The organism is Rhodocytophaga rosea (assembly GCF_010119975.1).
Classification (GTDB): Bacteria; Bacteroidota; Bacteroidia; order Cytophagales; family 172606-1; genus Rhodocytophaga; species Rhodocytophaga rosea.
In genome coordinates this window covers 6,285,155-6,299,777 of record NZ_CP048222.1, presented here as the reverse complement: position 1 = coordinate 6,299,777, position 14,623 = coordinate 6,285,155, and the positions used below count along the sequence as shown (strand labels likewise).

Here is a 14,623-nt window from a genome sequence, read left to right as displayed (position 1 = left end):
CAATAAAGCCAATAGCTGTTGATCAACAAATGCGCAAGTTAATGCTTCCTTTGCAATTCATGCCGGAAACTTCTACAGAATACGTAAGATAACGTGCAAATGTGTATCTCTTTTAATAAATGGGTTGCTAAAGAGCGTTTGTATTCATAACCTCCAGGAAATTGAACATACCAATCACCATCTATGCCAGTGGAATTTTGATGGTGATGGTAGTTCCTATAGCAGGCAGTGAGTCTATGGTTAGTGTGCCGTTCAGCAGTTTCACCCGATCCTGAATTGTTTTTAAGCCTATGCCTTTAATAGATTGCATTACCGTATTTACAGTGAAACCTTTTCCATTATCGGCTACTTTTAATAATATCCCTAGTTCCCCTTTCACCAGATGCAGGTGTAACCGGTTGGCCTGTGCATGTTTAATAACATTATTTACCAGTTCCTGTGCAATGCGGAAAATGGCAATTTCCAGGTGTTTATCGATCCGGTCATCCAGGCCATAGATTTCTGTTTTTATCACCAGCTGGGTATGGGCATATTTCTTACAAAAATCGTTGATGGCTCCTTTCAAGCCAAAATCTTCCAGAATACCAGGTATCAGTTCGTGGGAAATTCGCCGGGTTTCCTGAATGGCATTCGCCAGCAATTCATTGGCATTTTCCTTTATTTCTATAAGTTGTTTACGGTTAGCCTGTTCAACCGGCATTTGTTCCAGTTTCAGTTTGGCCGCATATAAAGTTTGTGCCAGACTATTGTGCAGCGCTTCTGCTATACGTTTTCTTTCGCCTTCCTGGGCTTCCAGAATGGCATTGAGTAAGTCTTTCTGTCGTTTTAGCTTTGATCTGGTACGTTCTTCCTCCATCTTGATGTGTTCTGTTACATCGTGCATGATACCTAGTCCGCCGATAATGTCTCCGCTGTTATTCCGTAGAGGAATCAGGTTCAATTCATAGAATCCTTCTTTGTTTTCGTAGGGCTGTTTGTATAAAGTGATTTTTTCTCCTTTAAGTACCTGCAAAATAGCCTGCCCTTCTTCAGTATCCTGGTATTCAGGAAATACATCAAAAATTTTCTTCCCTACCACTTCCTTCCGGCTAATGGCATACCTGTTTTCCAGCACTGGATTCCAGGAAGTTTAGCAGGGCGTATGATCGAAGGTAAAAATACCATCGATGGTATTATCAATGAGGCTGCGGGAAAAATCACGTTCTGTTTGCAGCTTTCGCTTTGTTTCACGCAACTCTGCGTTATCCCGCAGGGCTTCTTCTACTAGTTTCTGGTCGTGAATATCTATGAGGCTTCCTACCCAGTTGGAGATCTGGCCATTCTCATTGTGCACCGGAATAATTTGCCCGGTATGCCAGCGGTATTGCCCGGTAGAGGCTCGCCGCCAGCGGCCTTGCAGCAAAGCAGTCTGTCCGGTATGCAGGGCAGTTTCCCAGACATCATATATTCGAGCGGCATCTTCCGGATGAACGTGTTGTTGCCATTCCCACCCTTTCAATATATGGACATCTGTTCCGGTGTACTCATTCCATTTGTGGTTATAAAAAATAGCGTTTCCATCTGGTTCGGTAATCCAAGCCAGTTGAGGTATGGTATCAAGTAAAAGTCTAAACCGTTCATTAATCTTGCGGAGTGAAAATTCAGCTTCCTTCTGTTCGGTAATATCTACCATTGTTCCCAGCATCCGGATGGTTTTTCCGCCCCCTTCCTGTAAAGCATAGGCACGGTCGAGAACGTAGGCATACGTGCCATTAATGCGCCTAAACCTGTATTCCTGCCGGCATTCGGTTTTGCCGTTTATTACCGTATCCATTAACTGGGTTATCGCCCGGTCTTTGTCTTCGGGATGAATGCGATTAGTCCAGGCTTCCATGCCAGGTTCCAGTGTTGCCCGGTTATAGCCAAAATGGCTTTCCAGGTTCTGGTTCCACCACCACAAACCTGTAATCATGTTCCACTCCCACACAATATCATTACTAGCCAGGGCTAACATTTCAAAACGCTGCCGGCTGCTTTCTATCTCCTGCTGTGCCAGGTATTCCCTGGTTACATCCATCATCTGCTGAATTATATAATCTACCTGGTTATGTTTGTTGAGCACCGGAGAATGAGTAACCCGCCAGTACCGCTGCTCCAGGTTGCCATCTGGCAAGGTGATATCATACCGCAATACAGGGGTAGTATGTGGCTTCTGGTGATAAGTTACCTGCAACAGCGACTGTTGCAGGGCAGTTGTAAACCCATTGTGCGATGCTGTTTGAGTAAACAGTTCTAAAATCGTATAGCCAACCACCCTTTCCCGTTCCAGATGAAACATTTGCAGATAATCATTGCTGGCTTCCATGACTATATGATCAGGTGCCAGAAACAGATACATGCCAGGTATACCTTCGATAATATGTTTAAAACGCTCTGTATTGCGTATTTCCGCTTCTGCCTTTTTAAGATCTGTAATATCAGTAGCCGTTAGCAGGATTTCAGAATCTTTTCCAGATCCAGCAGATGTGTGCCTGGAAGGAATTGCCTGTAATTGAACGACCCGGCGTTCTCCGTTTTTAGTAATTAATTCTACCTGAATAATTTGTCTGGCGGAGGCATCATGTATCGTTTTGAAAAAACTATAAAAAGTATGGCTATCTTCCGGAGCTACAAAATTGATCAGGCGTTTATGCTGTAAATGCTTACGTTCGTATCCCAGGAGTTGGGCAGCCATCAGGTTATGTTGAATAATATGCCCCTCAGTGTCTAAAGTGAGGTAGGGAATGGGAGCAAAATTGTACAGGTCAGCATACTGATCGCGTGATTTTTCTATTTCGACCCTGGAATACTGCAACTCTTCGTTCTGCATTTCCAGTTCTACCTGGTGCACCTGTAATTCGTGTACGAGGCGGTTGAGTTTTTTTTCCTTGGCAGCTTCTGTATCGCCCCCTTCAACAAGCTTGAGTCTTTTCTCTGCCCGGCTCCGGAGTGCTTCCAATCGTTTATTTTTCTCGTCCTGGTCAATCATAAGGTTAATGGGCATTAGGCAATAGACATTGGTAGTAGCTAATAGTCCTTTAGCATTTAAACCATACCTGGTTTGGGAGAATGATTACAAATAACCACTAACTACTGATCGTTGCTTGCTATGTTATCTCTTCTATCACCAGTAAAATCATTTCCTGGTTATTGTTAGGCTGCATAAAACGGCTGCCCCGGAAATTAAGCTGTTTAACACCTATCTCCTGAAACTCCTGTTTGATGATATAATTATCAAACAGGAGTTTTATTCGGCAATACTTCCTCAAGCAATTTTCGCAGGGGCGCAATCTGCCACTGACCAGTGCCAAGCTCATATACATACCGGCCTGCTACCTGTTCTTCTCCCACCCGGAAAATAGTTAAAAAAGCTTTATTTACAGCAATGATGCGTAAAGATTTATCCAGTATCAGAATAGCTTCTTTCATCAGGCCCATAATTTGTTGCAGGAATAGCCGGTTGAGTTCGAGTTCTTCTTCCGCTTTGTGCAGGGCTGTTATTTCTAAAAAGGTGATCACCGCCCCATCAATAAAATTATTTAGCGTACGGTAAGGCAGAATCTTCATCAGGTACCATTGCCCGTTTCGGGATTCTACCCGCAGTTCTTTTCCTGTGAGTTGTTCCATTACTTCCTTGGTATCTTCGGCCAGGCGATCGTACTTTAAATTAGAACTGATATGAGTGATCGAGCGCCCCACATCCGACTGGATCAGATTTACAATTTTGGTTGCCCGGTTGGTAAACCGTTTAATTTCCATTTTATTATTTACAAAGATGGTAGCCACATCTGAACTGTTGAGTAGATTGGTCATATCGTTGTTTACTTCGGTCAGTTCTTCGGTTTTTACCCTGAATTCCATGTTCACGGTCATCAGTTCTTCGTTGAGGGCCTGCATTTCTTCTTTAGCTGTATTGGCTTCTTCATTGGTGCTTTGCAATTCTTCGTTGGCCGATTGCAATTCTTCGTTGGTAGATTTAAGTTCTTCATAAGAAGTATCCATCTCTTCCATGGTTTGCTGCAAGTTTTCCCTGATATAACGCAGTTCTTTTTCCAGGTTGGCAATGATGAGGTCTTTCTCAGAAGGAGTGCTGTTATCCTTGGATAGTTTTGAAAGACGGGGCTTTCTTTTTGGCTCTGGCAGGGGTTCAAAAACCACCAGCAGTAGTCCTTTTATCTCAATCCGTTGAAGGGGCTCAACCGTTAATCTTATGCAGATGTAATATCCGTTATTTTTCACCTTTACTTCATTCATGGTTACAGCCTCTTGCTGGGAAACGGCTTTCAATACAGCGGTGCGCAGTTCATACGCCAGCCCTTCTCTGGCCATATCATATATAATGATGGAAGGATGTCCTGGCGCAGGTTCTAGGTACTTACCGGTATGTCCGCTGATGTAAAGGATTTCCCCCCGTTCGTTAATGACGACAGCGGCTGGTGCATACTTTTCAATCACCACCTTTTTTACAATCTCGGCCAGAGGCAATGGAGGCTTTATGTGCAGCGTTCTGTCGATTGGCGGCGAAAAATTAAGCCTGGGCACTGTTGAAGCATTCGTCGGAAAGTCGATAACCCTGGAAATATTTATGCTGTTCTCACTTTTTTTGAACAATTTCCACTTCACATCAATGGGCAAAAACAATTCTTCATAGCCGTTGATGGTTTCGGAAGGCCCCAGAAATAATACGCCATTATTAAGTAACGTATAATGAAAGACCGGCAGCAGCTTTTTCTGCAGTTCAGGGGTAAAATAGATCAATACATTGCGGCAGGTGAGCAAATCCAGTTTAATAAAGCTGGCATCTTTTACCAGATTATGTTCGGCAAACACCACCATTTCCCGAATTTCCTGTACAATCTGGTAATGATCGTCTTTTTTAATAAACCACTTTTGCAGGCGTTCTACCGACATATCTCCTGAAATATTTTCAAGATACAAGCCAGCTCTTGCCCTCCGGATAGCGTCCGGATCGAGGTCTGTGGCATAGATCTGTGTTTTAACTGTATGTCTGGTTTTGAGCCTTCCCATGGCTTCACGGAGGAGAATAGCAATGGAATAGGCCTCTTCGCCCGTAGAACAACCTGCTACCCATACCCTGAACGGATCATTGCGGTTTTTTCTCTTCAGCAATTCAGGAATCAGTTTCTCGCCCAGCAGTTCAAAGGCTTGGGAATCGCGAAAAAATTTGGTAACGCCGATCAGGAGTTCTTTAAACAGTGTATTCACTTCCTGGCTGTTCTCCTGTAAGTAGCTTATATACGCTTCAATGTCTTCCAGCTGGTGCAGGTTCATACGCCGTTCGATGCGGCGGCTCAGGGTATTTTTTTTATAGAGTGAAAAGTCGTGTCCGGTTTTATTACGCAGCAGCGCAAAAATTTTCTGCATGGCAGCGGCCAGCTTCTTATCAGGAGATTTGTCGCGGGGGACTGACTCATACAAAGGAGAATTTATAAAATGCATAAGCCTGTCGGCGATTTTATCTGGTGTTTCTATAAAGTCTACCAGGCCGGTCTGCATGGTACTGCGGGGCATACTATCATAAATGGCGGTTAAAGGGTCTTGTACAATGACCAGCCCAAAACCTTCTTTAATAAATCTGGCTCCCAGTTCTCCATCAGCGCCCATGCCTGAAAAAATAATACAAACCGCTTTTTCTCCCCAGTCTTCGGCCAGGCTTTGCAGGAATGTATCAATGGGCATACGATAACCCAGAGGTTTTTCAGGCTCCAGCAACCAGAGTTTACCTTCGCGAATAATCAGCTCTTTATTTTCGGGAATTACATATATCTGATCGGGTTCTACGGACATACCGTCCTCAATGCGGTGTACTGGCATTTGTGTACTTTGCCTGAGCAGGTCGGGTAATATACTTTGCTGGTTGGGCGCCTGGTGCTGTACCAGCACAAAGGCAATTCCACTGTCTGCCGGAATAGATTCCAGAAAGGTTTCGATCGCATCCAGAGAGCCTGCCGATCCACCCATCCCTACAATAGTAAGTGGTTTGTTTTTGGGTCTGGTCAGGTCTTTTTCTTTCTCAACAGGGGATTGGGGCGTATAAGCCTTGCCGTTAGAAGAGGAGTTATTTATTTCTTCCATAAAAAATATAAGTTCGCTTTAGCACACTTTGGTTTAAAATTCCTGTAGTAAGATTAATTTATTACTAATCTGCCATACAGCCGATTACTGAATACTTCCGGCTCACAAACCTTCTCCTGTAGGTGTGTTAAAACTTCAGGTACAATGTAAATAGAGAATGTAAAAAGGGTAGCTATTCCTCTTCAAAAGTTTTCACCAATAACCTTTTTCGTTCCCTATAAACCCCTGCTCACCATAACTTATACGGATCTACTTACAAATCAACTGATCCAGGGCGACCATGCAGAAAAAACACACCTATTGTAAATTTACAAAGTAAACTTCTCAGCAACCACTCATACATTAATTTATGCGGTATTGGCATTTTATCAAAGGCAAAAAAAAATATATCACCTAAGTTATCAACTTGATTCAGCATTCACCTCTCCTGTTTACACTCCTATAGCTATTGCAATATTAGTTGTATTGCAGCTTCCAGATGCATTTGTATATTTGCTTTCCATAATTATTTATTTACATTTTGCAGGCCACCATCCTACGTACTTTTACTTTTCCGGATATTCCTTCCGCTTCCGGAATGGAGATAGTAAACGACTCTATTTTCATTATTGGTGACGACTCTGCCTGGCTGTATATATTGAATAATCAATTTGAACTGGCTGAAAAAATACCCCTGTTCACCGGAGAATCTTTTATTTCGGGCAGAATTCCGAAGATAAGTAAACCTGATTTCGAGAGCATGACTGTACTGCCAGTTCATGGGCCTCAACAATTATTGATTGCTGGTTCGGGTTCCTTATCTCCCCAGCGGGATGTTGCGTTTATTATTGATACCAAACCTCCTTACAATCATACTCAGTTTTCCCTAACAAGTGTGTACAACGATTTACGCAGCAGGCCAGAAATTGTGCATACCGGCAAACTGAATATTGAAGGAATGGCAGCTACCCATCAGCAGCTTTTTTTATTACAACGTGGCAATATCTCCGGCCTGAATGTACTCATCAGCTACGACTTGCCTGTATTTTATGAATATATAACCGGAAAAAGCCTCCTTATTCCCTCTCCGGAAATCTATACCTATACTTTACCGGTGTTATCCGGCAGGCAATCCGGATTTTCAGGTGCTACTCATATTCCTGGCCTGCATGCCTTGCTGGTAACTGCCTCTGTAGAAGATACAGACAATGAAATAGACGATGGTGCCGTACTGGGTAGTTATGCCGGAATTATTGATCTGGAAAGCCATTCCATTGATTACGCTCCTTTTACAGAAAATGGTGAGCTGTTTACCGGCAAAGTAGAATCTATTGCCATTCAACAAAAAGTAAATAATCACAGCCTGATTGCTATTGCCGTTACTGATAATGATTCTGGTGCTTCAGACCTGCTTATAGTAGAGATTACCCTATAAATTTACGGATACATTTTTCCCTTTCTGCCGTCCCGGCAGAAAGGGAATGCCTGTTTGTATCAGAAAAAGGTGTCTTTGTTATTTATTTTCTGAACCTGAAAAGCTGCAAACTTATAAATGCGAAGCGTTAGGCAAGTGCCGGCCAACTGAAAATAATACCAATATAAAGTGATGAAAGTTTAGAAAAGAAAGTATTTTACAGACCTTTGTATAAATATGTAACAAATTATTATAGAAATCTTATAAAAACATGTAATAAATTTGCTTGCCATTTGCTACATTTTTTATATTTACTGCACGATGAAATTTAAATTTCTAACTCCGAAGGATAATGTTGGTATTGTAAAGGCAACTGTGCACAAAACAGGTAAGATGGGATTTTCGACAGGCGCTATTAAAGTACTCAGTCTGGATAAAAATAAGTACTTCAAACTGGCATTAAATGAGGATGATGAAAATGATACAAATTTATATTTAGTACTGGCAAAAGAATCTGATAAGGATACGTTTGTAACCAATAAAGCCGGTCCTTATTATTATATAAAAATCAAGCACGTTTTGGATGAACTGGGAGTTGACTACAAAAGCGAAACCATTATTTATGACATCCGGGAAGTAAAGGACAGCGAGGTAAAATGTTATAAATTAAGCAGGCGAAAATCAACTAGCAAAAAACAGCAAAATCCATAAAATATACCTGTATCTCCACTCTAACTCAGGTAAGTTTTCTTAACAATTCGTTGATTTTGCTAATAGTTATATTGGCTAATTCCAATTGGAAGCCTGGCTCAAATGTGGATAAGTTGACTTAATTATCCACATTTGAGCCTTTTATGTGTATAACTTCATCACTTACCCTCACAAATTACAATTTCTTAACATAGAATTAATTCATTTTCATACTCGCATAATATGCGATAGGTGTAATATTTCGCATAATGAAATGTAAAAAAGTAACACAAATTCTAAGGAGAAAGTATAGGGTAGCTAGTAGTAGTAATGAATTGGGTAATCATTAGCTATTAACAGCAGTCTAACAAAAAAGCTTCAGAAATTCTGAAGCTTTTTTGTTATTTTCTATTTGTAATCGAATGGTTATATCAATATAAATCACACAGTATACATTCCGAATTATTTAAAAAATCAGTATTGAATAATTTTATCTTGATACGCATTACTGCATTATGCCTGAACCGATACTTTTTTCTTTTCTTCTTTTTCCCTGAAAAATAATGCAAACAAAATCAATACGCCCACAGATAAGAAAGCCGGTACCATCCATATTTGCTGCCATTGATGGCTTACAACTTCATTGGTGGTTACAGAATAGGCATCTACCACTTTTCCGGAAAGCCAGGTTCCAATCAGCATCCCTATGCCATAGGTCGCCAGGGTAATCATTCCCTGGGCAGCGCTTTTCAGGTGAACTGGCGCTTTATTATCTACATAAATCTGTCCCATCAGGAAGAAGAAATCGTAGCAGATACCATGCAGTAAAATCCCTCCATAAAACATCCAGACGGCTGTTTCATTATTTCCGTAAGCAAACAACAGATAGCGGGCAATCCAGGCGGCCATTCCCAGCAGCATCATTTTCTTTACACCTAACCTGACAAAAAACAACGGCATGAGCAGCATAAAAATCAGTTCTGATGCTTGTCCTAGTGCCATTTTGCTTGTCACATTTTCTACACCTGCTTCCACCAGGAACACATTGGCTGAACTATAATAAAAGGAGAGCGGAATACATACCAGCACCGAAGCAATCACCAGGATAGCAAATGAAGGATTTTTCATCAGTGCCAGTGCATCCAGACCCAATACCTCCCGGATCGTAACAGGGCCCTCTTTTTTTACCGGAGGCGTATGAGGCAAAGAAAAACAGTAAAAGCCCAGTACCAGAGAGGCTACCGAAGCGATCAGCATAGGCGTAGCCTGTGTACCTACCCCCAGAAAATCAATAAATAATCCGGCAGCGATCCAGCCTACCGTGCCTAGTACACGAATACCAGGCATTTGTTCACCCGGCTTCTCCAGCTGCCTGAAGCAGATAGAGTTAGTTAAGGCCATCGTAGGTGTATAGCACAGGGTATATACAAATAAACAAATATAGAAGGTAGGAAAGTCGTTGATCAGCGTAAGCAAAAACATAAAGCCAGCCCCAATGATATGAAGTATACCTAATACTTTTTGTGTAGCAAAAAACCGGTCGGCAATCATTCCTACGAAGAACGGAGCTACAATAGCTGCAATGGCAAAAGCACCATAGGCCAGGCCATTTTGTTCACCAGTAAATTTTAAAGTCTGCAATAAATAAGTGCCTAAGGTAACATACCAGGAGCCCCAGATAAAATATTGCAGAAACATCATCAGGGAAAGCTGAATGCGGAGACCAGTATTCATAAAAAGCGAATAAGTTTAGGTGAAAAGTAAAAATAAGGCGAATCGACCAGTATAAATATAAAAATATCTCAGAAAAGATAAAATCATTTTTTATTTCTTAGGCTGCTTGGGATGATAGACACAAATACATCAGCCTGAAATATCTCCGGCTTGAGATATTTCAGGCTGATGTATTTACAATTTCTAAGTTTCGCTAAAGACAAAAGACTACAGACTTTTTCTATACTTCTTCCGTCTGAAGTTGTTTTTCGTACAATTCTTTATATACCCCATTATTTGCCAGCAGCGATTCATGGGTGCCTTGTTCTACAATCCGGCCATCGTCGAGTACAATAATACGGTCGGCAAGTTTGGCAGAAGATACCCGGTGGGATATAATAATGGAAGTACGGTTTTGCATGATCCGCTTCAGGCTGTTAAGAATGGCATTCTCTGTTTTGGTATCTACAGCAGAAAGCGAATCGTCCAGAATCAATATCCTGGGGTCACGAACGATAGCCCTGGCAATAGAAACCCGCTGTTTCTGGCCACCAGATAAAGTAATGCCTCTTTCGCCCAGCTTGGTATCGAACTTTTCCGGAAAAGCCATCACATTTTCATACAAATCTGCGTCTTTGGCTGCTTGTATCATTCTTTCATCCGGCACCCCAGTGAGGCCGAAAGTGATATTATTGCGGATGCTGTCGGAGAATAAAAATACATCCTGCGGTACATAGCCTATCTGGCTGCGAAGAGAGGATATGTTGTAGGCTTTAATATCGGTACTATCAATGAGAATCTGGCCGGAAGTAGTATCGTACATGCGGCAGAGCAGATTAGCCACCGTACTTTTACCGGAACCAGTCGTTCCCAGAATAGCAACCGATTCACCGCTGTTCACCTCGAAAGTAATATCATGCAAGCCGACAATACCTGAATCCGGATATACAAAACGCACCTGCTCAAAACGGATCTGGCCATCAATTGGCTTTTTAATGTCTTCGGTAGAAACAATATCTGTTTTGGTGTTGAGAAACTCATTGATCCGCTCCTGGGAAGCTGCCGCCCTTTGCACCATACTGGTAGTCCAGCCTAAAGAAGCTACCGGCCAGGTAAGCAGGTATACATAAATAATAAACTCTGCAATATTTCCTGCCGACAGGGTGCCTGCAATTACTTCCAGGCCGCCAATATACACCGTAAGAATAGTGCTAAGCCCAACCAGAGCCATAATCAGCGGAAAAAACAGGGAGTTGACAAAGGTAAGTTTCAGCGATTTATCTTTATAGTTATTACTTTCCACGGCAAATTTCTGGGCAGAGCGTTCTTCCTGTACAAAAGATTTCAGTACCCGGATTCCGGAAAAAGCTTCCTGCACAAAAGTGGAAAGGCCTGACAAACTGCGCTGAATTTCTTCCGAACGTTTATTGATAATGGTATTCACAAAATAAATACCAATCGACAGAAAGGGCAGTGGGAGTAATACAAATAAAGTCAGTTTCACATTTACGGTGAGCATATAGGAAATCACCAGGATAAACATTACTACCAGGTTTAATCCATACATAATAGCAGGCCCCAAATACATCCGCACCCGGCTCACATCTTCCGAAATTCTGGCCATTAGATCGCCGGTATTGTTGCGGCGGTAAAAACTCAGCGGCAATGCCTGGTAATGCTCATATACTTCACTTTTCAGGTCAAACTCAATCAGGCGGGACATTACAATAAGTGTTTGCCGCATTAAAAACAGAAATATTCCTTTCAAAAAAGCCATCAACAGAATGAATAGGCCATAAAAAAGTATACTTTTTGCAAATACTCCATACAGATCCTGCTGTGCTTCATAACTATCGTAGAGGAAATATAAGTCTATCGTTTCCTTTACCAGATCGAAAGAATAGCGCACCACCTGGGCTGGTACAATGGCAAAAATGTTAGAAATAATAACAAATAAAGTCCCCAGAATCAGGTGGTATTTGTATTTGTACAGGTATTTGTTGAGATAGGCTAAATGCTTCACCGGTAAAATTTATTATATACTGATAACTCTGCATGTGATCAACTGGTTCGTCAGATCCAAACTAGTTTTATAAAAAAATCAGCGTGGTATTTCGTACCGATAAACCAGTTTTAAAAGTGTGCTGTAAAGATAACTATTTATACAGTATCCGCTATAGCAGAGGTTTTATTCCCCTATCCGGATAAAAAATGTACATATGTTTAGGAAACTCATCGTCAAAAAGTACAGTTAAAATAAAGAGCGGCATTATAGAATGGCGATTTTTTACGTTAATTTTGCCGGTGTTTGAAGCAGTATAAATTTAAGTATCTGGTTCACACATAGATTTTTTATAACAAACGTTCTTTTACACCTTCGCCATGCTGAACAGGAGAATACTCAGAATTAAAGCCATGCAATCGATTTATGCATTCAGGCAGGCAGAACGGTCGGATTATCAGTTGGCCCTTGATCTGATCCATGAAACTTTCGCACCAGACCTGAACAGCCCTACCCCACAAGACCTGAAAAAACTGGAAGGATACCGTAAACTCGGAAGTATTCTTTTTGAAGAAAGTGTACAAAAAGGGCAGATTTCCGCAGAAGAAGAAATGCCAAAACCGGTACATGAAGCCGTAACCAAAGCCATTGGGTTTTATCAGAATCAGACCCGGAAAGATCAGGCTTTTCTGGGAAAACAAATGATCAGCGAAGCCGAAAAAATTTATGACCGCTATATATGGCTCCTGTTATTATTAATTGAACTGGCAGACTATGTGCAACGGGAAGAAGAGGAACGCCAGCACCGGCAGATACGGCCACAGCCTTCATCCAGGAAAGAACTTAAATTTCATTATAACCAGGTAATCAAACTGCTGAAAGAACACCAGCCTCTGGAGAAAGAAGCCATTCGCCGGGGATTAAACTGGGGAGCTGAGCGGGCTTTTGTGAAGGAATTGTATAAGGAAGTGATAAAGAAAGACCCGGCTTATACCGAATATACACAACTGGCAGATGCAAGCTTTGAAGAGGATAAAAAGATAGTGAACCATATCGCTAAAAATATCATTTTTAAACATGAACTATCTAACAACTTCTTTCAGATGCTGGACTTAAGCTGGCCTGAAAATAAAGATGTTTTAAAAAGTATGGTGACCAAAACCATCAAAAATATAGAGGAAAGTAAGCCTGATTCCCTGGAACTGCTTGATTTGGCCATTAACTGGGAGGATGACCGGGATTTTTTTGCGGATCTGTATAAATATACCATTGAAAACGATGAGCAATATGAGGAAATGGTTTCAGGTAAAACCAAAAACTGGGATGTAGAAAGAGTAGCGGCGCTGGATAAAATCTTGCTCAAAATGGCTATCGCTGAGATCATGCATTTTCCGAGTATCCCGGTAAAAGTAACCATTAATGAATATATCGAGTTATCTAAAGTATACAGTACACCCAAAAGCAAACAGTTTGTAAACGGAATGCTGGATGCCATTTCTGCCGAACTCACCGCCAAGGGCCTGGTGAAAAAGAGTGGCCGGGGCTTAATTGATAATAAATAAGACCAAATTCAGTTTATATTGGAGAATATTCGTTTTTAAAGGTCCAAAACAGAGCATGCATTATTTGAATATAAGTAGGTAAATTATACTATTTTTAAGACAGTACTCACAAATTTAGCTTGTGAAAAAGGCTTTTTTCAGATAATTTTACAAAAATTCAGGAACATTGATTATAAATAATTGCAATCATGCGTAGAATCACAGGCACTATGTTAATTTTTGCGGCCGGAGCTGCTACCGGAGCTTTTTTTGGTATCTTATATGCACCCGAAAAGGGAGAAAGCACCCGTGACAGGCTGAACTACCAGCTGGCCAAATACCGCGATAAATTAAAAGAATTGATAGATGAACTGGTAGAAGGCAAACAAGAACCCATAAACACTGCTAAATCTGAAGGTCAACGGGTAATTAATGATGCCAAAGTAAAAGCAGAGCGTTTATTAGGAGATGTAGAAGATTTAATGAGCCAGATTAAAGGCACTAAATAGCCTTATTTCCTGTTTATAGTTTTTAACCAAGCAAATTTTATCCCCTGACAATAACACAACAAAGCAATGAAAAAAATATTCATGAATTATCTGCTGACTCTGGCAACCGCTGGTATATTGTTTAGCTGCAATACCGAAGCCAAACGCACTTCTGAAGAAGGTGCTTCTACCACAGCGGCAGAAGTAAAAACAACCAGCCAGGAACAACCGGCTGATGGCGCACAGGCCGCTGCTACCAATCCTGCTGATGCCCCTGTGATTTCTTTCGAAGAAACTTCCTATGATTTCGGAACTATCCAGGATGGCGATGTGGTAAAACATACTTTTGCTTTCACCAATACTGGTAAATCTCCGCTGATCATTCAGAATGCTTCTGCACAATGCGGATGTACTGTTCCCGACTGGCCTCGTGAACCTATTGCCCCAGGTGCCAAAGGCGAAATTAAAGTTGAATTTAACAGCAAAGGCAAAGCCGGTGTACAAAGCAAGGCTGTAACTGTTACTTCCAATACCGCGAATGGCAGCGATCAGGTAATTCTGAAAGGGATCGTAGAATCTGGTGTAGCCAGCATGAAAGGACCTTATAAAACTAATTAACCGGGTAATTACAGAGAGTTGATCTTGAATAAAGCAGGATCAACTCTCTGCCTTGCCTGAAATC

Annotated in this window: 10 protein-coding genes; 5 read left to right on the top strand and 5 right to left on the bottom strand. The window is 41.4% G+C overall.

Going from position 1 to position 14,623, the window contains the following annotated elements; all coding sequences use genetic code 11:
• Positions 1-181: 181 nt before the first annotated feature.
• The 3 genes from GXP67_RS26010 to GXP67_RS26000 form a co-directional block, all read right to left on the bottom strand.
• Positions 182-1,114, bottom strand: a complete 933-nt coding sequence (locus tag GXP67_RS26010) for a sensor histidine kinase (protein WP_162445829.1) — start codon at positions 1,112-1,114, stop codon at positions 182-184.
• 15 nt (positions 1,115-1,129) lie between these two features.
• Positions 1,130-3,022 carry a PAS domain-containing protein gene (locus tag GXP67_RS26005; RefSeq protein WP_162445828.1) on the bottom strand — a complete coding sequence of 631 codons (1,893 nt, stop codon included), beginning with the start codon at positions 3,020-3,022 and terminating at the stop codon, positions 1,130-1,132.
• Between the two features lie 230 nt (positions 3,023-3,252).
• The gene (locus tag GXP67_RS26000; protein ID WP_162445827.1) at positions 3,253-6,114 is read right to left on the bottom strand and encodes a CheR family methyltransferase; all 2,862 of its coding nucleotides are present in this window, start codon (positions 6,112-6,114) and stop codon (positions 3,253-3,255) included.
• 520 nt (positions 6,115-6,634) lie between these two features.
• Here GXP67_RS26000 and GXP67_RS25995 point away from each other — a divergent pair.
• Both GXP67_RS25995 and GXP67_RS25990 read left to right on the top strand, forming a co-directional pair.
• Positions 6,635-7,528, top strand: coding sequence for a DUF6929 family protein (locus tag GXP67_RS25995; RefSeq protein ID WP_162445826.1), 894 nt, complete (start codon positions 6,635-6,637; stop codon positions 7,526-7,528).
• Positions 7,529-7,828: 300 nt separating this feature from the next.
• Positions 7,829-8,218: a hypothetical protein gene (locus tag GXP67_RS25990; protein ID WP_162445825.1), complete on the top strand. Its 390-nt coding sequence runs from the start codon at positions 7,829-7,831 to the stop codon at positions 8,216-8,218.
• A 492-nt stretch (positions 8,219-8,710) separates the two neighbouring features.
• On the opposite strand, the gene GXP67_RS25985 is transcribed toward GXP67_RS25990, so the two are convergent.
• Together GXP67_RS25985 and GXP67_RS25980 are read right to left on the bottom strand one after the other, a co-directional pair.
• Positions 8,711-9,931, bottom strand: a complete 1,221-nt coding sequence (locus GXP67_RS25985; protein WP_162445824.1) for a nucleoside permease — start codon at positions 9,929-9,931, stop codon at positions 8,711-8,713.
• A 220-nt stretch (positions 9,932-10,151) separates the two neighbouring features.
• Entirely contained in the window at positions 10,152-11,933 is a 1,782-nt protein-coding gene (locus GXP67_RS25980; RefSeq protein ID WP_162445823.1) for an ABC transporter ATP-binding protein, read from the bottom strand.
• Between the two features lie 392 nt (positions 11,934-12,325).
• Here GXP67_RS25980 and nusB point away from each other — a divergent pair, with 392 nt between their 5' ends.
• The 3 genes from nusB to GXP67_RS25965 all read left to right on the top strand — a co-directional run bounded on the left by nusB (position 12,326) and on the right by GXP67_RS25965 (position 14,559).
• Positions 12,326-13,474, top strand: a complete 1,149-nt coding sequence (gene nusB, locus GXP67_RS25975) for a transcription antitermination factor NusB (protein WP_232064601.1) — start codon at positions 12,326-12,328, stop codon at positions 13,472-13,474.
• Between the two features lie 188 nt (positions 13,475-13,662).
• A complete protein-coding gene (locus GXP67_RS25970; RefSeq protein ID WP_162445821.1) occupies positions 13,663-13,962 on the top strand; it encodes a YtxH domain-containing protein in 300 nt (99 codons plus the stop codon).
• 66 nt (positions 13,963-14,028) lie between these two features.
• Positions 14,029-14,559 (top strand): DUF1573 domain-containing protein, encoded by a 531-nt coding sequence (locus GXP67_RS25965; protein WP_162445820.1) that lies wholly within the window; start codon positions 14,029-14,031, stop codon positions 14,557-14,559.
• Positions 14,560-14,623 lie beyond the last annotated feature (64 nt).